18 protein-coding genes, 3 tRNA genes and 2 rRNA genes are annotated in these 22,843 nt (G+C 63.4%); 1 reads left to right on the top strand and 22 read right to left on the bottom strand.

Annotated features, from left to right (window positions below; genetic code table 11):
• Positions 1-117: 117 nt before the first annotated feature.
• The 12 genes from GEMMAAP_RS08670 to GEMMAAP_RS08605 form a co-directional block, all read right to left on the bottom strand.
• Positions 118-3,065, bottom strand: a 23S ribosomal RNA gene (locus GEMMAAP_RS08670).
• Positions 3,066-3,390: 325 nt separating this feature from the next.
• Positions 3,391-4,914: ribosomal RNA gene (locus tag GEMMAAP_RS08665) — 16S ribosomal RNA — on the bottom strand.
• The 16S and 23S rRNA genes sit together here, the layout of an rRNA operon.
• 574 nt (positions 4,915-5,488) lie before the next feature.
• Positions 5,489-5,560 (bottom strand) — tRNA-Lys (locus tag GEMMAAP_RS08660).
• Between the two features lie 38 nt (positions 5,561-5,598).
• Positions 5,599-5,672: transfer RNA gene (locus tag GEMMAAP_RS08655), tRNA-Arg, on the bottom strand.
• 55 nt (positions 5,673-5,727) lie between these two features.
• Positions 5,728-5,801: transfer RNA gene (locus GEMMAAP_RS08650), tRNA-Pro, on the bottom strand.
• A 33-nt stretch (positions 5,802-5,834) separates the two neighbouring features.
• A complete protein-coding gene (locus GEMMAAP_RS08645; RefSeq protein WP_043581412.1) occupies positions 5,835-6,515 on the bottom strand; it encodes a non-canonical purine NTP pyrophosphatase in 681 nt (226 codons plus the stop codon).
• Positions 6,515-7,270 carry a ribonuclease PH gene (gene rph, locus GEMMAAP_RS08640; protein ID WP_043581410.1) on the bottom strand — a complete coding sequence of 252 codons (756 nt, stop codon included), beginning with the start codon at positions 7,268-7,270 and terminating at the stop codon, positions 6,515-6,517. Before rph ends, GEMMAAP_RS08645 begins: the two co-directional genes overlap by 1 nt.
• Positions 7,263-7,709 carry a D-glycero-beta-D-manno-heptose 1-phosphate adenylyltransferase gene (gene rfaE2, locus GEMMAAP_RS08635; protein ID WP_053334445.1) on the bottom strand — a complete coding sequence of 149 codons (447 nt, stop codon included), beginning with the start codon at positions 7,707-7,709 and terminating at the stop codon, positions 7,263-7,265. Before rfaE2 ends, rph begins: the two co-directional genes overlap by 8 nt.
• A 35-nt stretch (positions 7,710-7,744) precedes the next feature.
• Positions 7,745-8,281 (bottom strand): LPS assembly lipoprotein LptE, encoded by a 537-nt coding sequence (lptE, locus tag GEMMAAP_RS08630; RefSeq protein ID WP_158514789.1) that lies wholly within the window; start codon positions 8,279-8,281, stop codon positions 7,745-7,747.
• Positions 8,282-8,294: 13 nt separating this feature from the next.
• Entirely contained in the window at positions 8,295-8,999 is a 705-nt protein-coding gene (locus GEMMAAP_RS08625) for a hypothetical protein (protein ID WP_026850635.1), read from the bottom strand.
• Positions 8,996-10,594: a peptidylprolyl isomerase gene (locus GEMMAAP_RS19980; RefSeq protein ID WP_158514788.1), complete on the bottom strand. Its 1,599-nt coding sequence runs from the start codon at positions 10,592-10,594 to the stop codon at positions 8,996-8,998. The genes GEMMAAP_RS08625 and GEMMAAP_RS19980 overlap by 4 nt, the downstream gene beginning before the upstream one ends.
• A 134-nt stretch (positions 10,595-10,728) precedes the next feature.
• Complete coding sequence (locus GEMMAAP_RS08605) at positions 10,729-11,202, bottom strand: acyl-CoA thioesterase (protein WP_053334444.1); 474 nt, start codon at positions 11,200-11,202, stop codon at positions 10,729-10,731.
• A gap of 82 nt (positions 11,203-11,284) precedes the next feature.
• On the opposite strand from GEMMAAP_RS08605, the gene GEMMAAP_RS08600 reads away from it, so the two are divergent.
• Positions 11,285-12,046, top strand: coding sequence for a UDP-2,3-diacylglucosamine diphosphatase (locus tag GEMMAAP_RS08600; RefSeq protein ID WP_082821187.1), 762 nt, complete (start codon positions 11,285-11,287; stop codon positions 12,044-12,046).
• Here GEMMAAP_RS08600 and murI read toward each other — a convergent pair.
• From murI to infB, 10 genes are all read right to left on the bottom strand, one after another.
• Positions 12,002-12,829 (bottom strand): glutamate racemase, encoded by an 828-nt coding sequence (gene murI, locus GEMMAAP_RS08595; RefSeq protein ID WP_026850633.1) that lies wholly within the window; start codon positions 12,827-12,829, stop codon positions 12,002-12,004. The two genes, GEMMAAP_RS08600 and murI, sit on opposite strands and share 45 nt — an antisense overlap.
• Positions 12,830-12,843: 14 nt before the next feature.
• A complete protein-coding gene (locus tag GEMMAAP_RS08590) occupies positions 12,844-13,455 on the bottom strand; it encodes a hypothetical protein (protein ID WP_026850632.1) in 612 nt (203 codons plus the stop codon).
• Between the two features lie 14 nt (positions 13,456-13,469).
• The gene (locus GEMMAAP_RS08585) at positions 13,470-13,859 is read right to left on the bottom strand and encodes a RidA family protein (RefSeq protein WP_026850631.1); all 390 of its coding nucleotides are present in this window, start codon (positions 13,857-13,859) and stop codon (positions 13,470-13,472) included.
• A gap of 49 nt (positions 13,860-13,908) precedes the next feature.
• The gene (locus GEMMAAP_RS08580; RefSeq protein ID WP_145979068.1) at positions 13,909-14,715 is read right to left on the bottom strand and encodes a TatD family hydrolase; all 807 of its coding nucleotides are present in this window, start codon (positions 14,713-14,715) and stop codon (positions 13,909-13,911) included.
• 8 nt (positions 14,716-14,723) lie between these two features.
• Positions 14,724-15,740: a protein translocase subunit SecF gene (secF, locus tag GEMMAAP_RS08575; RefSeq protein WP_053334442.1), complete on the bottom strand. Its 1,017-nt coding sequence runs from the start codon at positions 15,738-15,740 to the stop codon at positions 14,724-14,726.
• A 7-nt stretch (positions 15,741-15,747) separates the two neighbouring features.
• Entirely contained in the window at positions 15,748-17,427 is a 1,680-nt protein-coding gene (gene secD, locus GEMMAAP_RS08570; protein ID WP_053334441.1) for a protein translocase subunit SecD, read from the bottom strand.
• 96 nt (positions 17,428-17,523) lie between these two features.
• A complete protein-coding gene (locus tag GEMMAAP_RS08565) occupies positions 17,524-18,456 on the bottom strand; it encodes a bifunctional riboflavin kinase/FAD synthetase (protein ID WP_053334440.1) in 933 nt (310 codons plus the stop codon).
• Positions 18,453-19,379 carry a tRNA pseudouridine(55) synthase TruB gene (gene truB, locus GEMMAAP_RS08560; RefSeq protein ID WP_145979067.1) on the bottom strand — a complete coding sequence of 309 codons (927 nt, stop codon included), beginning with the start codon at positions 19,377-19,379 and terminating at the stop codon, positions 18,453-18,455. Before truB ends, GEMMAAP_RS08565 begins: the two co-directional genes overlap by 4 nt.
• A gap of 14 nt (positions 19,380-19,393) precedes the next feature.
• Positions 19,394-19,807, bottom strand: coding sequence for a 30S ribosome-binding factor RbfA (gene rbfA / locus GEMMAAP_RS08555; protein WP_026850628.1), 414 nt, complete (start codon positions 19,805-19,807; stop codon positions 19,394-19,396).
• A gap of 9 nt (positions 19,808-19,816) precedes the next feature.
• A complete protein-coding gene (infB, locus tag GEMMAAP_RS21055) occupies positions 19,817-22,840 on the bottom strand; it encodes a translation initiation factor IF-2 (RefSeq protein WP_026850627.1) in 3,024 nt (1,007 codons plus the stop codon).
• Positions 22,841-22,843 lie beyond the last annotated feature (3 nt).

Genomic DNA, 22,843 nt, shown 5'->3' with positions numbered 1-22,843 from the left:
TTCGACAAACGGGGTGGTGTGATCGTAGGGGATCGGTCGCCTTTCGGGCGAGGCCGATCCATGACAAGCGTGTGCTCTGCGGAATTCCTGTGCCCCACTTGGGAAACCCCAAGGGGGTAAGTCAAGCCACACGGGCGATTAGGACAGCTGCGCTCGGAACGTCTCGCGACGCTTCCACGTGCTGCCTATCGACGGAGTCGTCTCCTCCGGCCCTTCAGGGAGCTCAAGGCTCCAGGGAGAATTCATCTTGGGGGGCGCTTCCCACTTAGATGCGTTCAGCGGTTATCGCCACCGATCATCGCTACCCGGCGGTGCCACTGGCGTGACAGCCGGGACACGAGCGGATCGTCCGACTCGGTCCTCTCGTACTAAAGTCCGCTCCCCTCAATTCTCCAACGCCCACGACGGATACAGACCGAACTGTCTCACGACGTTCTGAACCCAGCTCATGTGCCACTTTAACCGGCGAACAGCCGGACCCTTGGGACCTTCTCCAGCCCCAGGATGTGACAAGCCGACATCGAGGTGCCAAACCGCGCCGTCGATATGAACTCTCGGGCGCGATAAGCCTGTTATCCCCAGCGTACCTTTTATCCGTTGCGCGATAGCCGATCCACACCGGGCTACCGGATCACTACGGCCGACTTTCGTCTCGGCTCGACCCGTCGGTCTCGCCGTCAGGCTGGCTTCTGCCGTTACACTCTATAAGCGCGATTACCGACCGCGCTGAGCCAACCTTCGCGCGCCTCCGTTACTCTTTCGGAGGCGACCGCCCCAGTCAAACTGCCCACCTGCCACGGTCCCGGATCGGGTTTGCCGACCGCGGTGAGGCGTTCACACAGCACAGGGTGGTATTTCACTGATGCCTCCCCGAAAGCTAGCGCCTCCGGCTCAACGGCTCCCACCTATGCTACACAGTCCTATGCAAACGCCAATGACAAGCTACAGTAAAGGTGCATGGGGTCTTTTTGTCCTGTCGCGGGGACTCGGAATCCTCACCGAGACTGCTATTTCGCCGAGCGCGTGGTCGAGACAGTGCCCAAGTCGTTACGCCATTCGTGCAGGTCGGAACTTACCCGACAAGGAATTTCGCTACCTTAGGACCGTTATAGTTACGGCCGCCGTTTACCGGGGCTTCGGCTCAAAGCTTCGGGCTTGCGCCCTAACCTCTCCCCTTAACCTTCCGGCACCGGGCAGGCGTCAGTGCGTATACGGCGCCTTACGCGGCTTGGCACGCACCTGTGTTTTTGCTAAACAGTCGCTTGGGCCGATTCTCTGCGGCCTGCTCGAGCGACCAGCGCGAAGCTGGCTACCAAAGCAGGCATCCCTTCTTCCGAAGTTACGGGATCATTATGCCGAGTTCCTTGACCACGTTTCACTCGTTCACCTGAGGCTACTCGCCTTGCCCACCTGTGTCGGTTTGCGGTACGGACATCTCATACCCTCCCCAGTCCGCTTTTCTTGCCTGCTGACTCCACACGACTTGGCTCGGAGTTGCCCCCTTGCCTCGTACTCAGGTCTCGGCTTGCGCCTACGCCCTTGAACGACCATCCACAAAGTCGCTCGCGCTTCGTTCCAGGGTCCCGGACTGCTTCAACGGATATAAGATGGGGCCGGAATCTTGACCGGCTATCCATCGACTACGCCTCTGGGGCCTCGCCTTAGGGTCCGCCTCACCCTGCGCTGATTGCCATGGCGCAGGAATCCTTGGGCTTACGGTGTGCGGGGTTCTCACCCGCATTTGCGCGTACTTAATCCGGCATCCTCACTTCCCGTCGCTCCATGGGTTGGTTTCCACCCCCACTTCAACGCACCGGGAACGCTCCCCTACCCCTCATACAAAGTATGAAGACCAAGCTTCGGCGGGCTGCTTAATCCCGACCATTCTCGGCGCCATCACGCTGGACTGGTGAGCTATTACGCACTCTTTCAAGGAATGGCTGCTTCTAAGCCAACCTCCCAGTTGTCTCTGCACGACGACATCCTTCGCTATACTCAGCAGCCACTTCGGGGCCTTAGCTGTGGTTCTGGGTTCTTTCCCTCTCGCCGCTGGACATTATCGCTCAGCGACTGCCTCCCGAGGTCCGTTCGTCAGGTATTCGGAGTTTGGTAGGGGTTGGTAGGGTCTACGACCCCCCGCGCCCTTCCAGTCGCTCTACCCCCTGCGAATACGCCTCGAGGCTCTACCTCAATAGATTTCGGGGAGAACCAGCTATCTCCAGGCTTGATTGGCCTTTCACCCCTACCCACAAGTCATCCGAATGGTTTTCAACCCACACCGGTTCGGGCCTCCACTAAGTGTTACCTCAGCTTCACCCTGCTCATGGGTAGATCGCCCTGGTTTCGGGTCGTACCCCCAGATACTCATGCGCCCTCGTGACAGGACTCGCTTTCGCTGTGGCTCCGGTGCTGAGCACCTTAGCCTCGCATCTGAGGAGTAACTCGCCGGATCATAATGCAAAAGGCACGCAGTCAGCCGTGACGCCTTGCGACGCCCAGCCTCCTACCGCTTGTAAGTATGTAGTTTCAGGATCTCTTTCACTCCCCGCACAGGGGTGCTTTTCACCTGTCCCTCACGGTACTCGTCCACTATCGGTCACAGAGGAGTCTTTAGGCTTGGAGGGTGGTCCCCCCGGGTTCACGCCCGATTACTCGGGTCGGGCGTTACTCAGGAACTCAACTACGACAACTACTAGGTTTCTCCTACCGGGCTATCACCGTCTCTGGCGCGCCGTTCCAGGCGACTTCGAATACCGTTCCCTGCCGCGTCCGTTGGTCCTACAACCCCGATCCCACAAGGAGATCGGTTTGGCCTGTACCCCGTTCGCTCGCCACTACTGAGGGCATCTCGTTTGATTTCTCTTCCTCAGGGTACTTAGATGTTTCAGTTCCCCTGGTTCGCTCCACTTGCGTGGTGACGCGCCTCGCGGCACGCCGGGTTTCCCCATTCGGGCATCGCGGGATCAAAGCGTGTGTGCCGCTCCCCCGCGCTTATCGCAGCTTACCGCGCCCTTCATCGCCTCTCTGTGCCCAGGCATCCCCTACATACTTTCGTTCGCTTGACTCTTTCCCTCTTTCAAGCAAAGCACGCGCTATTTTGAACGAGTGAGCGTGTAACAGACGACGTCTTGCGACGCCAATCGGTACTACATGTTACTACGTCTCACTGAGGTTCTTCGTCCTAGCTGCATCCCCCCTGGCCTGTAGCCACAGAGAATGCAGTAGTACCCACGATCACTACCACGTCCGTTGTCAAATAGCGTGATTCCCCCCCGTTGCCGGGCGGAAATCAACAATCAAAAATAAGATCGGGATGTGCAGAGCGGACGACTATCATCCGGGACTTTCAGCCTGCCACCGCTCGCGCGGTCGGCCTACTCGTCGCTCCGGAAAGGAGGTGATCCAGCCGCAGGTTCCCCTACGGCTACCTTGTTACGACTTCGCCCCAGTCACTGCGCTCGCCTTAGGCGGCTTGGTCCCTTGCGGGTTCCGGCACCGACTTCGGGCGCTCACAGCTTCCATGGCGTGACGGGCGGTGTGTACAAGGCCCGGGAACGTATTCACCGTGGCGTCGCTGATCCACGATTACTAGCGATTCCAGCTTCATGCCGTCGAGTTGCAGACGACAATCCGAACTGAGGCTGGCTTTAGGGATTGGCTCCGTGTTGCCACTTCGCAGCCCTCTGTACCAGCCATTGTAGCACGTGTGTAGCCCCAGACGTAAGGACCATGATGACTTGACGTCGTCCCCACCTTCCTCCGGTTTGGCACCGGCAGTCCCCCTAGAGTCCCCGCCATCACGCGCTGGTAACTAAGGGCAAGGGTTGCGCTCGTTGCGGGACTTAACCCAACATCTCACGACACGAGCTGACGACAGCCATGCAGCACCTGTGAATGAACTCCGAAGAGGGGCCCCTGTTTCCAGAGGCTTTCTCATCCATGTCAAGCCTGGGTAAGGTTCTTCGCGTTGCGTCGAATTAAACCACATGCTCCACCGCTTGTGCGGGCCCCCGTCAATTCCTTTGAGTTTCAGCCTTGCGGCCGTACTCCCCAGGCGGGGGACTTAATGCGTTAGCGCCGGCACTCGAGGGGTCGCTCCCCCAAGCACCTAGTCCCCATCGTTTACGGCGTGGACTACCAGGGTATCTAATCCTGTTTGCTCCCCACGCTGTCGCGCCTCAGTGTCAGCTACTGCCCAGCAGGCCGCCTTCGCCACCGGTGTTCTTCCGGATCTCTACGCATTCCACCGCTACACCCGGAATTCCACCTGCCTCTACAGTGCTCAAGTCCACCAGTTCGCACGGCAGACCTGGGGTTGAGCCCCAGGCTTTCACCGCACGCTTAGCAGACCACCTACGCGCCCTTTACGCCCAGTGATTCCGGACAACGCTCGCACCCTCCGTATTACCGCGGCTGCTGGCACGGAGTTAGCCGGTGCTTCCTCACTCGGTACCGTCAGAGCCCTCGAAAAGGCTTGTTCGTCCCGAGCAACAGGGGTTTACACACCGAAATGCTTCATCCCCCACGCGGCGTCGCTGCGTCAGCCTTGCGGCCATTGCGCAATATTCCCCACTGCTGCCTCCCGTAGGAGTCTGGGCCGTATCTCAGTCCCAATGTGGCTGGCCATCCTCTCAGACCAGCTACCCGTCAATGCCTTGGTAGGCCGTTACCCCACCAACTAGCTGATAGGCCGCGAGCTCCTCGTACTCCCCCGGAGGTTTCCTTGTCAAGCGATGCCACTCGACAAGCGTATGCGGTATTACCCGGCCGTTGGGCCGGCTATCCCCCAGAGTACGGCAGATTGCTCACGTGTTACGCACCCGTTCGCCGGTTACCCTTGCGGGCCCCCGTGACTTGCATGTGTTAAGCACGCCGCCAGCGTTCGTCCTGAGCCAGGATCAAACTCTCCAATAGTTTTACCTCTTGGAGCCTTTTGATAGGCTCTTCCTCGCGATCCGCCCAAAGGCGATCGCTCGGAATCACTTAATGAATTCAGGTTGATCTCTCGCTGCAGCCCTGATCAGCCGCAGGTCATTGAGACCGCCCCGCACATCCATCGATCTTATCTTCGATTGTCAAACAGCGTTTTCTAACTGCTCGCAACCCCTTGGGGCTGCGCAAGTTACATCTTTTTGTATTGCCGCCGTTTCAGTGGCAGCCCATATACTTACCAAGTTGAAGCGAGTTTGTCAACACCTTTTTCGCTTCTTTTTGTTGGCGGGCGTCGATAGAGATCGCGCCGCTGCCACCCAAAAACCTTGGCCGCCGAAGCAACTCAAAACTGCCGAGTCACTCGAAGGGTCGCAATAATCGCCCATTCCTTGCGGCTTCGCAACCCTTTTGGCGAAAAAAACTTCAAAGAAGTTTCAGCCAGACACCCTGCACACTGTGACATGCAGACTACCTCCTTCTCCCCCTCTCGCGAGCTCACAGATGAGCTCGCTTTCGGAAAAAAAGCGCGGCGGTCGCTCTCGCGACCGCCGCGAAGTGCACCCTCTAGGACTCGAACCTAGAACCTACTGATTAAGAGTCAGCTGCTCTACCATTGAGCTAAGGGTGCGGAATGCTACATCCGCGGTTCCTACATCGGCCGGTTGACGCGCCAGGAGGGATTCGAACCCCCGACCAACAGCTTAGAAGGCTGCCGCTCTATCCATCTGAGCTACTGGCGCCTGCACACGCTTGGTCACCCTTGCGGGCACCTGACTGCAACTGCCTCACACTAAGTCGGGGCGGCCGGATTCGAACCGGCGACCTCCTGCTCCCAAAGCAGGCGCGATACCGGGCTACGCTACGCCCCGCTCATCAGCACCGCCTTCCAGCGGCGGGGTATGTTATCCCGACCAGGGGCCCGGGTCAACTGGCGACAGCAAATTCATGGAAAGTTTCTCCATTTCCGCGAACAACGCTCTGAACGCACGCCCCCGGTGACTCACGACGGCTTTCGCGTCGCGCGTCGCCTCCGCAAACGTCATCTCAAGTTCGCTGGACCAAAAATACGGGTCATAGCCAAAGCCACCGGCGCCGCGCGGCGCATCCAGCAGCATGCCTGCCGTTGTCCCCAGCTCCACACAGGAGAACCCAGGCCACACACAGGCTGCCGCGCAGACGTACCGTGCCGTCCGCTCTGCCCTTCCCCGCTGGGCCGCCTCCAACAGCGCGTCCTGCAGGTACCGGTTGTTCGCCTCGTCCAGCGCCGGCCCTTCCAACAGGCTTCCCGACCAGCGCTTGCTATGGACCCCCGGACGCCCATCGAGGGCATCCACCGCCAGCCCCGAATCATCGGCCAACACCACGTGCCCTGTACGTTCCGCGAAATACCGGGCTTTCGCCAGGGCATTGGCTTCGAACGTATCAAAGGCTTCCAGTCCGTCCTCGTCCTCGCCGACGGCCACGCCAAGCTCGTCCAACGTCAGCGCACGCCACCCATGCTGCTGCAACAGCGGCCCCAATTCACGCAGCTTGCCGGCACTCCGGGAGGCCAGCACCAGGGGCACACGCTCCACACCGGGCATCAGACAGGCATGGGCAACGGCTGGGCCAGCACCTGCTGCTGCATGCCATCGAGAGTCCCGATGCCATGCACCGCCAAATCCAGTAGCGCGTTGAGTTCCTCGCGTGCAAACGTCCCGTTCTCCCCGGTGCCCTGGACCTCGACGAAGCGCCCTTCACTGCTCATCACGACGTTCATGTCCACCCCCGCACGTACATCTTCCTCGTAGTCGAGATCAAGGCGCGGTTCGCCGTCGATGATCCCCACACTGATGGCGGCCACGCGGCGCCGAACCGGCGACACCGGCAACCGTCCGGTTGCCACCATCCACGCAAAGGCATCCTCGACGGCCACGCACGCGCCAGTGATGGCAGCAGTCCGCGTCCCTCCATCCGCCTGCAACACATCGCAATCCACCTTGACGGTGAACTCCCCGAAAGCGAACCCGTCGAGCATGGCTCGCACACTTCGACCGATCAGCCGTTGGATTTCCTGTGTGCGCCCACCAACCTGCGACCGTTCACGCGACACGCGCGTGCGAGTGGCGCGGGGCAACATGGCATACTCCGCCGTCACCCATCCCTCACCCGACCCTTTCTTCCAGCCTGGCACGCCGCTTTCCACCGACGCGGCACACAGCACACGCGTACGCCCGAAACTCACAACACACGAGCCCTCGGCATACGGCACAGCACCGCGCTCCAGCGTCACCGGGCGCAGATCGCTGTTGGCGCGTCCGACGCGCAGGATACGACTGGTGGTTGGAGAATCAGCCACGAAGTTTCTCGATGATGGAGGTGGTGGATTGACCGCTCACGAGCGGAATGACAACAACACGACCGCCGCGCGCTGTCACAACATCTGCCCCGACAATGGTGTCCGGCGAATAGTCGCCGCCCTTTACAATGACATCCGGCTCGAGGCGCCACACGAGCTCGAGCGGCGTATCCTCCTCGAAGACCACGACCGCATCCACCGACTCCAAGCCGGCCAACACCAGTGCCCGTTCGGCGGTGGAGCGCACCGGCCGCGTGGGCCCTTTCAGCCGTCGCACCGATGCGTCACTGTTGAGACCGACAATCAGCGCGGCGCCTTCGCGACGCGCCATGTCGAGCACTTCAATGTGTCCGGGGTGCAGCAGATCAAAGACCCCATTGGTAAATACCACATTTCCGCGCACGCCTCGGCGCCAGAGCGCGGCGGTGTCCCAGTCCATCACTTTCGAAACGGGATACCGCGGGGCATCACGCGTTACCACTGCGACTGCACTCCTTCCACGATGTCGGTCATGAGGCTTTCCAGCGCATTCTTGCGGCCACTGGCTTCGCCTCCTTCCGCGTATTGCCCTTCACGCGCCAGCCCCTTCTTCGTCAACAGCACCCGACTGGTCGCAGACTCCACAATCTCGATGTCGATGGCCAGCTGCAGACGCCGGCGATTGGACGCCGTGTTCCGTCCGTCGGCCGAGGCGCCCAGCGGAAGATCGACGTCGTAGGTGACGATGGTCCCGCGCACGACCAGGTCGGCCCGCGCCTCAGGGGCTTCCCGAAGATTGAGGCGATCGCGCATGACGTTGCGCAACTGCTCAAACAACTCGCGCTGGAGTTCGGGGGCCGCCGTCTGATTGTCAAACGGCTGGATCGCGACCGTTTTCAGTGTGCGCGGCAGCCCACCGCCACCCGAGAAGCCATAGCAACCTGTGACGGCACACATGGCCAACCCACCAACAGCAAACATCGACTGGCGCAACAGCGCCCGCCGGGACCCGCGAACACGCTCTCGGTCCATCACAGCCCTCTGTTCAGCGGCGGCGCCAGATGGCGTCATCGAAGCCCTCGACAATCGTGGTATCGGTCACAGCAATAGCGAGACGTCGCTTGCCGCGCTCATGAACATACTGCAAACGGAGCGGGCCGTCCTGCCCTACGCTCCGGGTCATCCACTCAATGACTTTTCCGTCTTCGATGCGATCGACGCGTGCCAGCTGGGTTCCGGCGAAGGCCACACGCCAGGCGCGCCCGTCTGCACCGGACGCATCGCGCCCCCGCAGCGTCCCCAGATCGGCCCGCAGCGTGTCACCATCCTGACGGGCCAGCGTGTCCGCCGTTGGCGGTAACGCCAGCCGGCCCAGTGACGCCCAGAGCAGCGGCACAGGGGGCAGCATCCGCTTGACGAGATCGATCCCTGGTATGGTCAACGTATCGCCAACCAGAATGGCGTATCCCCCTGCCATCCCGTTCCGCAAAAAGAAGTCGAGTCGTGCCCGATCCGGCCCAAGTCGGCGGACAGCGCCGTCTCCTGAAGCCTCAAAGGTTTCGTCTTTGTAGGACCAGGTGAAACGCAGCACGGTGGGCGCCGTCGGAATAGCGGAGGGCGGCAAGACGGCACGAGTTGGCGCACCCGTCAGCGGCCGCGCCGCCGGGGCGCAGCCCGCTGACAGCAGGAGGCTCCCCGCCATCGCCATGGTGGCCGAACCACGACGGCTACCCAAGGCATACCACGTCACGGCACCCGGACCTGCAACATCATGTCTCCCTGCACGAGGCGATCCATCACGTCAAACCCATCTACCACGCGGCCGAACACCGTGTATCCACCATCAAGGTGCGGCTGCGTGGAATGGCACATGTAATACTGACTTCCACCCGTATCAGGCCCTGCGGTGGCCAACCCCAGGCAACCACGGCCGTGCCGTTGCCGCGACCAGCTCTCACGCAGTGAGAAAAAGGGTTCCGGATCGCCGGTGCCATTGGTGATGTCGCCGTCCTGCACGACGAAGTTTGGTACCACGCGATGGAAGGTCGTGTTCCGGTACTTGCCCTGTTGGGCCAGCCGGGTAAACGCCTCCACGACCAGCGGCGCCTCCCGCGCGAACAACTGTAACGTGATGGTCCCGTACTCGGTATCGATGCACGCCGTTGGAGGCATGGCACCAGGCTGCCAATAGCGTTGCACGAGCCGTTCGTACTCCGCCAAAGGACGCGGAACAGGTGCCGAGGATCGAGGCGCCACACTCACCGCCGAATCACGGATCCCCATTCGGGATCGCGCGGTGCGACGAACCCGCGCATCAGGATCGGCCACCATTCGACGAGCCAGACTGCTATCGAAAACCGCCCCCCGTTCGCCCGATCCCAATGCGGCCACACGAACACGCCAGTCCGTATTGGTTGCCCACTGCTGCTCGACCCCCTCAAAGATGGGGATTCCCAGCCGACGCGTCTGCTGCAGGAGCACGCGTCGCACGGCAAACATGGTGTCGGTATCCCACGCGCGCTGCCAGCGGGCGATCTCCCGGCCTCCAACATCAGCGAACGTCTCGGCCGTTGCCATTCGTACGTTCCTCGCTGGATCACGGAACAGCGGTTCAATGTCATTGGCCAGGGCCGCCCCGTACGTGGCGGCACTCTGCACCGCATTCACACGCACGCGCTCACTGCTGTCCCGCAGCAAAACCCGCAGCGCCTCGCGCGCCGGTGCCCCCAACGAATCACCGGCGGCACTGCGAGCGAGCGCCCGGGCGACATGCTGTCGCACTTCTTCATCCGGATGGGCACGCACGACCAGCATTTCACGCACGCCGGCGGGCGCGCGAAGACGCGCCACCACATACGCGGCGGCGCGAACAACCTGCTCCGAGCTGTCAGCCAACCATGGGGTGACCAAGGCCATTGGGGCATTTCGCAGCTTCACGGTGGCCAGCACCAGCGCGGCGCGAACGGACGGTCCCCGGCTCCCCACCGGACTCTGTTCCCGTGGCCGTTCCATGCCTTCGCCGAGCCCTTGTGTAATGATCGAGCGTCCCATTTCCCCCATTTCGCCCAGAGCCCACGCGGCTTCGCGCGCCACGGCATCCGGTGCACCACCCACCGCACGCGCCAGCGCCGGAACCGACGCGATGTCCCGGGCAATACCAAGCGCATACGCGGCGTTGGCGGCAATCGCGGTGTCACCATCCACCAGCAACTGACGCAGGCGCCCATAGCGCAACTGAATGCGTGCTTGCCCAATGGCCAGCGCGGTGCGCGCACGACGCACGGGATCCGGATCAGCCAATAACTGGTCCACCAGCGCGGTATCCGGCCGACGCTGGTCGACCATTTCCAGCAGACGGGCATCCGCGCTGAGAGGAGCGGGGGGAACAGATGCGTCCGTTCCACGCATCGTGGCCTGACTGCAACCCGTAGCCGCCGCCATCAAGACCGCCCCGCGGATCACCAACCGAAAAAACTCCCTCATATCGCATGCCCTGTCGCGTCGGACGCGAGGATGGTGGTCACGTCGGATGGTTCGGATTCCTGATGCATGGCCGCCTGCAACCAGTGGCGTACCTCGCGCGGCAATGCACACAGTTTTCCGTCCCGATTGATGGACACCAGTGTCGTTGCCGCTGAGACGAGAAGGGCACCGGTATCCGCCCGTACTATGCGATAGGCAAAGCTCATCCCGCGCGAGCCCACTGTCGTCATCGTCGTGTGGACACGAATGGGATCGTCATAACGTGCCGACGCATGGAACCGCAGGGAGGCATCGGAGACCGCCAGCAACACCCCTTCGCGTTCAAGGTCCGCGTAGGATCGGCCGGCGTACCGGATGAAGTCAGTGCGGCCAATCTCACACCACACGAGGTAGTTGGCATGGTACACCACCCCCATCTGGTCGGTCTCGGCGTACCGCACGCGCAATTCGGAAACGGTTTCAGAAGGCATGCGGGAAAAATGCTCCGGTGAGGCGTTCCACGCACCCAGCCCGCCCTTTGTCGGCGCGCCCTGGACGCGTTAGACTGACGGTGTGCTCCCGACTCCCTGCCATGTGATTGGCGACGTGCACCTTGGCGTCGCGACGCTCGATTCAGAGCGGGCGCTGCTCCGTTTGTTGCGGGACATTCCCGCCCAGGCGCGGTCGGTGGTGATTATGGGCGACCTGTTCGATTTCTGGTTTGCCTGGCGCTACGCGATGCCCCGTATTGGTTTTCGGGTGCTCGCCGCATTGGCCGACCTGCATGATGCCGGAATCCCGGTGCTATGGATTGGTGGCAACCATGATTGCTGGGGCGGCGAGGCCCTGCAGCGGGAAACGGGGGCCAGGTACACCCTCGACCCGTGGCGCGGCCCGATTGGGGCGTGGGACACGCTTCTGGCCCACGGTGACGGGCTTCGCGAGGTTGAAGACGCACCATATCGCCGCCTGCGCACCGTATTGCGACACCCGTGGTCGAATGCCGCCTTCTCGTGGCTTCACCCCGATCTGGCCTCGCGCATTGCCATGCAAAGTTCCAAAACGAGCCGAAAGGGGCGCGCCCGTGATGGAGGCGCCGGACTGCTGGCGGTCGCCACAGCCGCCCTAACGGCTACCGATGGCCCTCGCCTGGTGCTGCATGGACATTCTCATGTTCCCACGCTGGTCCATGCCGGGGCGGGCGTCTACGGCAATGCCGGTGCGTGGTACCTCGATCACCAGTATCTCGTGATTGAGGATGCACGTATTTCCCGAAGGCAATGGGATGACTCAGGTGAACACGTGGTGCTCGACGTGGTTGAGCGGCCGTCCTAGGAATCGGCTGCCGAGCACGAGGAAGTGATGCGGCGCATCGGAGGAAACAAAACGGTGCACTGGCGTGCCGTGATCCGGCGCGAGCCGGTTGCTTTCGCTGAGTACCCGGACCACATCGACGGCGGTTTCCTCGGCGCTATCAATCAAAGCAACCGTTGCCCCCATTTCGTCGGCAATGACATCACGCAGCAGCGGGTAGTGCGTGCACCCAAGCACCAAGGTGTCTACCGCCTGTGCACGTAGAGGCGCGAGATACTGCTGCACAATGAGGCGCGTGGCGGGATGCTCCACCCACCCCTCTTCCACCAGTGGCACGAACAGCGGACATGCCACCGCCTGCACAGCCAGCGGGATGTCGGTGCCCTGGGCGGCCACGCGCAGAGCCTTCACATAGGCCCCCGAGGCAATGGTGCCACTGGTCGCAATCACCCCCACGGCGCCGTGCGTGGTGGTGCGCACAGCCGCGCGTGCCCCAGGGGTAATGACCCCAATCACCGGTACGGGCAGTGCGGCCTGCAGCGCCTCAAGTGCATGTGCGGTAGCGGTATTGCAGGCCACCACGACGCATTTCACTCCCTGCTCCACCAGCCATTCGCCGATCTGCAGCGCGTAACGACGTACGGTGTCCGGGCTCTTGGGGCCGTAGGGCACTCGTGCACTGTCGCCGACGTACACCAGTGACTCGTTCGGCAGCTGCCGAAGCACCGCCCGGGCCACGGTAAGTCCGCCGAGCCCCGAATCGAACACGCCAATGGGGGCGGTGGGCGACGCGGCCCGTGTCATGACAGGCGTGATGTTCAGAAGACGATCGTGGCCATGAAGAGTGGGCCCCCGCGGAGCGGGGCCGCCGACAGCTTGACGGGCACATCCCAGAGCTGGGCCGCCACAAAGGCATCGGCTCCAGCGAACAAATGGTTGAAGCCGATCACGGCGAGCCAATCTTCCACATGCAGGCGGCGGGTCCGCACGAGATCTTCGTCGTATCGGGTAACAAACGATCCCTGGCTGATCAGCCTTTCGCCGGAGACCACAAACGTCGCGGGCAAGGAATCACGGCGAAAGCGTCGGGCTTCCCGCAAGTCGGCGCTGCTGCGGCGGACCATCACCAACGCCGACAACTCCACCGCGGCAAACAGTGCTCCTGACGAGCCTCGATCAAGGCGCGACTGGCCCAAACCGGGGAGCACCGCGGAGAGCAGAAAGGCGCGTCGCGGCGTAATGGGTGGGATGAATCGCCCGGGCAATCCCCCCGCTCGCGCCGCTGCCTTCGTTGGGCCGGAAGCATTCTTGGCCGAATCGGCCGAGGTTCGTGCGCGCGTGGAGTCGGTCGCTTGCGCCTGTGCACTGCCGGGAAGACCGGCAGCACAGAGCGAGCCAAGAGCAACGAGCCGGAACGCGCGCAGAACCATGCCGGTGATACTCCTCAGCGCAGCGGAAGAGCCGCGACGAGTTCCACTTCGACGCTCACGTTGCGCGGCAGGCCAGCGACGGCCACGGTGGAGCGAGCGGGGCGCGCCTCGCCGAGCACACGGGCATACACCGTGTTGAAGGCCACGAAATCATCCATGGTCCGCAGGAAGCAGGTGGTTTTCACCACATCGTTCCAGGTCACTCCTGCTTCAGCAAGTACGGCTGAGAGATTCGCCAGCACCTGCTCTGTCTGTGCCGCCACATCGCCTTCCACGATTTCCATGCTCACCGGATGCAAGGGAATCTGCCCGGCGGTGAACAGGAAGCCGTTGGCCTTTACCGCTTGTGCGTAGGGACCAATCGCCTTCGGGGCATGGTCGGTGTGCAGCGTTTCAATGCTCATGACACAGTGGGTAGTGAGGGTGGGGAAACGTACGAGCAATGCCGTGGCATCAGTCGATGGGCAACGTGAAGAATTGGCGTGTGTTGCGTAATGTGAGCGCGGCCAACGCTTCCGGATCAGTGCCTCGCGCTGCGGCGAGACGTTGAATGGTATGTGGCACCCAGGCCGACTCGTTTCGTTTGCCGCGATTGGGGATCGGAGCGAGATACGGCGCGTCAGACTCTACCAGTAGCCGATCATCGGGCACAATTTGCAGCAGAGCCAGATCGGCCCAGTTGCGAAAGGTGACGATCCCGCTGAACGACACATACCAACCGGCAGCCAATCCGGCTTCGGCGAGCGCGACAGAACCGGTGTAGCAATGCAGCACGCCGACTATTCCGGCCGCCGCCGCTTCACGCAACATGTCGTGCGTGTCGTCTTCAGCGTCCCGGGTATGCAGGATGACCGGCCGCTGCAGTTCCGCGGCCAGCATCAGCTGCGCGTTGAGTGTGCGGCGCTGCACATCACGGGGCGCGTGATCGTAGTGATAGTCGAGACCGCACTCCCCAACGGCGACAGCGCCGAGGGCGACGGCCTCGCGGATGACTGCGGGGTTCCGCTGGTCATCCCACTGCGCCGCGTCGTGCGGGTGTACGCCGGACGTATGAAACACGAGCTCCGGGTACCGCGCCGCAATGGCACGAGCGCGAGTAGCAGCGTCCGGGGACTCACCGATACAGACAAGGGCCCGCGCTCCTGCAGCGCGGGCCCGCTCGATCACGGCCTCCACATCATCTGTGAAGGCCGTGCTGGCCAAATGCACATGGCTGTCAGCCCACGCCCCTACGGTCATTGGCAGGGCCGAAGTACTCACCGCGCGACTCAGCGCGCGGCGAGACGCTCCGCACCACGGCCACCCTTGCTGGCAGACGCGGCGGCCGTATTGCCGGCCCTCGCGGCCATGGCGGTCGCGCTGTCATCGGTGCGCGGATACTTCGATTCGATCCAGAGCAGAATCGGACCGGCGACGTAGATGGAAGAGAACGTCGCGACGAACACACCGAACGCCATTACCCACGCAAAGGGCCGGATGACTTCGCCAGCGAGCAGGAGCAGCGCGATCGTGGCGGCCAGCGTCGTGGCGTGCGTCATGATAGACCGCGGCAACGTTTCGTTGATCGACTTGTCGAGCAGCATGGCGAGCGTCATGCCCTTATGCGGCTTGCGCAGATTTTCGCGGACGCGGTCGAAGATGATGATCGTGTCGTTGGCCGAATAGCCCAGCAGCGTCAGGATGGCCGCGACCACTGTGAGCGACACTTCGATGTCGAACATCTTGATGAACGCGAACGTGACCAGAATGTCGTGTGACGTGGAGAGCACCGCCGCTGCGCCGAAACGCCAGTCGAAGCGGATGGCAAGATAGACCAACGTAAAGAGCGAGGCGATGATCATGGCCGTCACTGCGCCGGAACGCAGCTCGCTCCCGACCTTGGGCCCCACCGCTTCCGTACGGACGATGGTCACATTCCCAGCGCCAAACTGTTGGTCGAGCGCCTGACCGATCTGCTTGGAGATGCCTTCGGCGCCGGCGGCTTGCGCTTCCACCTGCTTCTCATCCCGCGCGCGGATGGTGTATTCAAGCGGTCCGCCAAACTGCTGGATTTCGGCACCCGTGATGCCCGCCTTGTCGAGCGCGCTTCGCACCACGGCCACATCGGGCGCCTGCTTGAATTGCGCCTGCATGAGCGTGCCACCGGTGAACTCGATGCTGTAGTTCACCCCACCGGTGATGCCGAACGTCACCATGCCCGCGACGATAAACGCCGCCGTCAGGATGGCCGCCAGCTTCCAGTGCTTTACGAATTCGTACGAGGTGTTATGAAAAATGCGCAGCATGACGGCCTCAGATGCTCAGCGACTGGGAACCGCGGGCGCGGTCGAGCCAGATCAGGAAGAAGGTCTTGCTCACGAAAAGGGCCGTGAACAGCGAGGCCACGAGGCCAGCGACAAGAGTGACAGCAAACCCACGCACCGGGCCGGTGCCGTACTGATAGAGCACCATACCGGACAGGATGGTGGCTGCCGACGTATCGACAATGGCGCTGAGCGCGTGCCGGAAACCTTCGTCGATGGCCAGTCGCGTGGACTTGCCCGCTTCGACTTCTTCACGAATGCGCTCGAAGATGAGCACGTTCGCGTCAACCGCGATACCAATGGAGAGCACGAACCCAGCGAGACCAGGGAGCGTGAGCACGGCGTTGAAGCCTGCCAGCATGGCGAGCGTGTAGATGAGGTACAGCACCAGCGCCGCCGCAGCCAACACGCCAGAGAGCTTGTAATACCCGATCATAATGGCCAATACGAGGGCGAACGCCACCACGAGGGCAATCATGCCCTTGTTGATGGAGTCGTTGCCAAGGCTGGCGCCAATCTGACGGACTTCGGCCACCTTGAGCGGCACCGGCAAGGCACCGGCACGGAGTACCAGGGCGAGGTCCTGCGCCGCCTGCAACGTGCCGCCACCGAGCGTGATCTGGCCATTGCGACCAATCGCGCTCTGCAGCGTGGGGGCCGTGATCACGCGCTGGTCGAGCACGATGGCCATGTTGTCCTTGACGTGCTTGCCCGTTTCCACCTTGAAGCGACGGGCGCCCTCATTGTTGAGGGTGAACTGCACGACGTTGCCTTCCACCGGATCGGTGTTGGGGCGGGCATCGGTGAGGACTTCACCAGTGATGATCGGACGCGCATCCAGCACGTACAGCGCGCGGAAGCGCTGGGTGCCTGTTCCAAGCGAATCCACACCCCATCGCATGACCTTGCCGGGAGGCATCGCGGCCTGAATGGCCGGCAACTGCAATGCCCGCTCGATGGCCGGGAAAGCCGCTTCGGGGATGATGTACTGACCGGGGATCTGCCCGGGCTGCACGTTCGATGCGAACAGGCCGCCAGCGACCGGCGCCGGGACCGGCTTCGCGGTGTCTGCCGCCGTCGTGCCAGCCGCCGCCGTGGTGTCCTTGCCGCTATCCGCTTTCTGCGTGAGCAGCGAGGTCACCGTCGTGGGCTTGGCCGAATCCGCACCGGCCGTCGCGACCGCGGAGGCTGCCCCCACCGAGATTCCCGCGGCCTTGGCAATTTCGTCGAAACGGGGCGTGATCTTCTCGAGCGCGCTGGTTTCGTCGGTAATCTGGAACTCAAGGAACGCGGACTTCTGCACGACCGACTGTGCGCGTTCGGCGTCGTCGATACCGGGGAGTTCGACGATGATGCGATCATCGCCGACTTTCTGAACCACCGGCTCAGACACGCCGAATTCGTCGATACGCTGACGTACCACTTTCAAGGCACGGTCAAGTGCCTCGGACTTATTGGCAACCGCCTGCTTTGACTCGTCAACTTCGAGCGTCAGGTGCATCCCACCCTGCAAGTCGAGTCCGCGCTTGAGCGGGACACGACGCACGGTGTCATACACGAACACACCATCGCGCTTCACCCGTTCGACGACGGTGCGCGGAAAGAGGGCCCATGCTGAGGCCGCGAAGAGTCCCACAATGAGCAGGACGCGGTACTTCAAGTTCGCCATCGATGCCGGTGGCCAAAGGGAATGACAGCGCGTCTGGGGAAGACGCGAGAAACGGCGCGAAGTGCGCCAAGCCCCTTAACTTAGGGACGCGGTCGCCTATGCGGTAGCCAGCGCGGCGCGCGCGTGCCGTTCATCCTCGGCCAACTGTGCCCGGAGGGCATCCAGACCGGGAAACGGACGGGTGCCACGGAGGCGCGCGATGAAGTCCACGCGGACCTGGGCGCCATACCAGTCGGCACTGGCGTCAAACACATGCGCCTCAATCCGTCGGCCGTGATCCCCCACGGTGGGACGAGGTCCGAGGTTGAGCATGCCGCCGAATTGCCCTTCCGGGAGCTGAACCCGAACCGCGTAGACCCCATCAGGGGGCAGCAGTTTTCGCTCGGAGAGCGGGGCGAGATTCAGGGTCGGGTAGCCAAGGGTCCGCCCCCGCTGGTCACCGCGCACGACCCGCCCGGACACACTGTAGGGGCGGCCGAGACCGGCCGCCGCACGGGCCAGATCGCCCCCCGCGACGGCACGCCGAATAGCCGTCGAACTGATGGCGTGTCCATCGGCGGTGTGCACAGGCGGCAGGACGGTGACCCGGAATAGCCGCGCGGCACCGAGCGCACGCAGCACATCAATATCCCCGAGCCGGCCACGGCCGAAGCCGTGATCATGACCGACCAGCAACTCCCGCATCGCAAACCGCTCGAGAAGCACCTCATCCACGAACCGTTCCGCTTCGTACGCCGCGAGCAGCGGGGTGAAGGGCAACACGGCGACATACGACACGCCGGTTTGCGCAAACATGGCCAGCTTTTCGTGGTGCAGCGTAAGGAGCGGGGGGGCTGCCGCAGGATTCACCACTTCGAGCGGGTGCGGATCGAAGGTGACCACCACGCTGGGCAATCCACGGGCGTTGGCGTGCTGTACCAGTGTGGCCAGTACATCCTGGTGTCCACGATGTACCCCATCGAACGTCCCGACCGTGATGACCGCGCCCTCGGTCAGTGGCAGCCCGATCTCCCGTTCGTGCCCGGTCATGCGTCGTCTCCGAGCATCACCACACGTGGTTGCCAGCGGTTGCGGGCGGAACGTTCCGCGATGGCCACCACCACGCCGTCGCGAAGCAATGCTGCCCGGTGACCGGGTTGCGAAGCCGCGACCTCGCGGCCATGCCTGAGATCGGTGAGTTGGTCGTCGCCGAGGTGTTCGTGGCCGATGTTTCCGAGGAGTGACAGCGGGGATCGCAGCCGAACCCTCCCCTCAGCAATGGCACCGGGGGAAAGGTCTTCGAGCAAAACGGCCTCTCCAACGGTGGCCGGTCCGCTGGCCATCCGCCGCAACGTCCCGCAGTGCGCCGCCGATCCGAGGGCCCGTCCCAAATCACGGGCCAAAGCCCGAATGTATGTGCCGCCGCCGCAGGTGATCCGGGTGCGCAGGGTCTCGTGGTCCCCGGCCAGCCATTCCCAAGTATCCACCCGCACCTGCACAGGGGCCAGCGAAACGTCGCGTCCCTTGCGGGCCAGATCATAGGCCCGTTGACCATCGACGTGCTTGGCAGAATAGCTGGGGGGAATCTGTGCAATGGCGCCGGTGAGCGTGGCTTCGGCGGCCCGCCGTACGGGATCATCGGCGTGTGACAGCCGCGCATTGGGTGGCGCTGGCGCCGTGACCGTAACCGAACCGGTCGCATCATCGGTGTCGGTTTCCGAGCCGAAACGCACGTCGGCTTCGTAGACCTTGGGGTCACCGACGATATACGGGAGGAGGCGGGTGCACGGCCCCACCGCAAGCACGAGCAGCCCGGTGGCGAACGGATCCAACGTTCCCGCGTGACCGACGCGCCTGGTGCGCGCCGCGCGTCGCACGACGGCAACGACATCGTGCGACGACATGCCGACCGGTTTGTCTACATACAAGAGGCCAGACGACAGCGGGGGCCCCGCGTCGTGCGATTCCAGCACGGTGCTGCGTCCGTTCAGTCGGTGGACGGGCCGGCGTCGCCAGTCGCGTCGCCCGGCGCCGTGGGCTCCTGTTGCTCCCGCTCATCGCGAATCTGCGCGAGCAGACTTTCGATGCGCGACGCGCGCGCGACGCTCTCGTCGGCCCGGAAGTGAATTTCCGGGGCCGACCGCAGCCGGAGCGATTTGCCCAGCTTGGACCGGAGGTGGGTGGCCACACTGGCCAACCCCTCCACGGTTTTCTTCTTGTCGGCTTCGTCGCCCATGAGGCTGACAAAGACCGTCGCGTGCCGAAGGTCGCGCGTGACGTCTACCGCAGTGACGGTAACGAACGCGCGGATCCGTGGGTCCTTCGCGCCTTCTGCAAGGAAGGTCGCGACCTCTTCACGAATGGCTTCGGCGACGCGGTCAGGCCGTCGCGGTTCGCCCATAATTTCTCCTCAGGCCTTGGAGGCCTGATCGAGCGTACGCGCCACTTCCTCGGTGCGGTAGCACTCGAACACGTCGCCGATCTTGAGATCGTTGAAGTTCTCGATGCCGATACCGCATTCGTAGCCTTCCTTGACTTCGTTGACGTCGTCCTTGAAACGACGCAGCGAAGAGATGGCGCCGTGGTAGATCTCGACGCCGTCGCGGATGACGCGGATGTGCCCCTTGCGATTGATGATGCCGGAGCGGACGATCGTACCGGCGATGGTGCCGATGCGGGCGACCTTGAACGTTTCGCGGACTTCGGCTTCGCCGAACACCACTTCGCGCTCTTCGGGGCGGAGCATGCCTTCGAGGGCGGCCTTCACATCGGCCACGGCCTCGTAGATGATGCGATAGAGCTTGATGTCGACGCCTTCGCGCTCAGCAGCTTGACGCGCGTTGTTGTCGGGACGGACGTGGAAGCCGATGATGATCGCGCCGGCGGCCTTGGCGAGCAGAATGTCGCTTTCGGCGATGGCACCCACCGCGCGGTGGATGATCTCGACCTGCACTTCGTTGTTCGAGAGCTGCTGCAGCGCGTCAGCGAGTGCTTCCGCCGGACCGCCCTGGTCGGCCTTGATGACGAGGCGCAGCTGACGCTTCTGGCCAGCGGCTGCCTGCGACATGAAGTCTTCGAGCGACACCACACCACGCGTGGTGCGACGGCTCTTGGCTTCACGGTCGAGGCGCTCACGACGCTGCGCGATTTCGCGCGCGGCGGTCGCATCGTCGACGACGAGGAGTTGATCGCCGGCCATGGGCACGCCCGTAAGGCCGAGGATCTGCACCGGAATGGCGGGGCCAGCTTCCTTGACCTGCTTGCCACGCTCGTCGAGCATGGCGCGCACGCGTCCGGAGTAGATACCACAGATGTAGTCGTCGCCGACCCTGAGCGTACCGTTTTGCACGAGAACGGTCGCGACGGGGCCCTTGCCCTGATCGAGCTGGGCTTCGACCACCGAGCCGACGGCACGACGGTTGGGATTGGCCTTGAGCTCGAGAATATCGGCCTGCAGCAGGATCTGATCGAGGAGCTCGGCGACACCGGTGCCCTTCTTCGCCGAGATCAGCGAGTGGAGCACTGTACCGCCGAAGTCTTCGAGCACGACTTCGTGCTGGAGGAGATCCTGCTTGACCTTTTCGATGTTGGCCGTGGGCAGGTCGACCTTGTTGATCGCGATGATGATCGGCACGCCGGCCGACTTGGCGTGCGAGATCGCTTCGACCGTTTGCGGCATGACCTGGTCGTCGGCCGCGATGACGATGACGACGATGTCGGTGACCTGGGCACCACGGGCACGCATGGCGGTGAACGCCTCGTGGCCGGGGGTGTCGAGGAACGTGATGAGACGCTTGCCCGCGACTTCGACGTGGTACGCGCCGATGTGCTGCGTGATACCACCGGCTTCGCCGGCCACCACATTCGCCTTGCGGATGTAGTCGAGCAGCGACGTCTTACCATGGTCGACGTGACCCATGATGGTGACGACGGGCGAGCGGGGACGCAGATCTTCGGGAAGATCGACATCGCCCATGTCGGTGACGTCGGCGGCGTAATCGCTTTCCTTGACGGCCTGGAAGCCGAATTCGCCGGCGATGAGTTCGATCTGGTCGAAATCGAGGCGCTGGTTGATGGTGACCATCAACCCGAGCGACTTGAAAGCGAATCCGACAATTTGTGTAGCGGAAATGCTGAGGATTTGCGCGAGTTCGGACACCGTGATGAACTCGTTCACGCGGACCGTCTTGCGTTCCTTCTCGGCCGCGATCTGACGCTGCTCCTCGGCCTCGGCGCGCATTTCGGCACCGAAGCGACGACCGGGGCGACCACGAGTCGGCGCGCCGCGCATGGCGGTCATCGTCTTCGTGATATTGGCCGACACGGCTTCCTGATCTACCGCGCCACGCTTGCCCTTCTTGCCGCGACGCTGCTGGCTCTGACCGCCGCCCTGCGGCATGCCCTGCTGGGTGCCTGCACCCTGCTGACCACCGCCTTGCTGGCCACCACCGCCTCCACCACCACCTCCACTACCACCGCCAGCTTGCTGGCCAGGACCACCCTGACCGCCGGGACGACGATCATCACGCCGCTGTCCCTGAGACAACCCGCCGCCCGGAGCGGCTGACGCGATGGGGCGTGCGGAGCCGAAATTGGGGGCGCCGCCCTGACGCGGACGCGGGGCGCCCGGCACGACGGGGCGCGGCCGCGGACGATCGGCTGGCAGTGATGCTGTTGGAGCAGGCGTTGCCGGGGCCGGTGCGGCCGGGGCAGCAGGTGCCGCCGGGACGCTGGCCGGCGCGGCTGCTACGGGGGTGACGTCAGCGACGACTGGTGCAGCCACCGGCGGGACCGGTGCTGCCACTGGTGCTTCAACAACAGGAGCCGGCGCGGCCGGTGCGGCGGCAGGAGCGGCAGGAGCCGCCGGGGCAACGGGCGCGAGTTCCGGCTTGGGAGCCACCGGAACGGCCACGATGTCCGGCATCACCACGGGGGCGGGCGTCTCCGCGACCGGCACGGGGGCCGGTGCAGGTACAGCCTTCGCCACCACACGCGGGATTTCGGGCGCAGGCGCTTCGACGACAGGCGTCTCGACGACGGGCGCGGCGACGACGGGCGCAGGCACAGCCACGATATCGGGGAGCACATCACCAGCATGTGCGTCGCCATCATGATCGTGGTGATCGCTGACGTCGGCAGCGCGTCGGCGCCGCACGGCAGGAGCAGGAGCCGCCGTTTCCGGTTCGGGAGCAGCCGGCGCTTCGGCGGCACCCGTGCGACGACGGCGCGGCGCGGCAGCTGGCGCCGGCTGGGCCTTTTCGGCACGGACCCGCTTTTCGCGCTCCCAACGGGCGCGGATACGGGATACCTGATCGTCGGTCAGCAGCGACAAATGGCTGCGAACCGGCACGTCCATCTGGCGCAGCAGCGCGATCACCTCATCAGCTGAGATGCCGAACTCACCCGCCATATCATGCACACGAAGCTTGCTCAACCC

Origin of the sequence: Gemmatimonas phototrophica (genome assembly GCF_000695095.2) — a bacterium.
Classification (GTDB): domain Bacteria; phylum Gemmatimonadota; class Gemmatimonadetes; order Gemmatimonadales; family Gemmatimonadaceae; genus Gemmatimonas; species Gemmatimonas phototrophica.
Note: the sequence above shows the minus strand (reverse complement) of the source record. Positions and strands in the feature narration are given on the sequence as shown.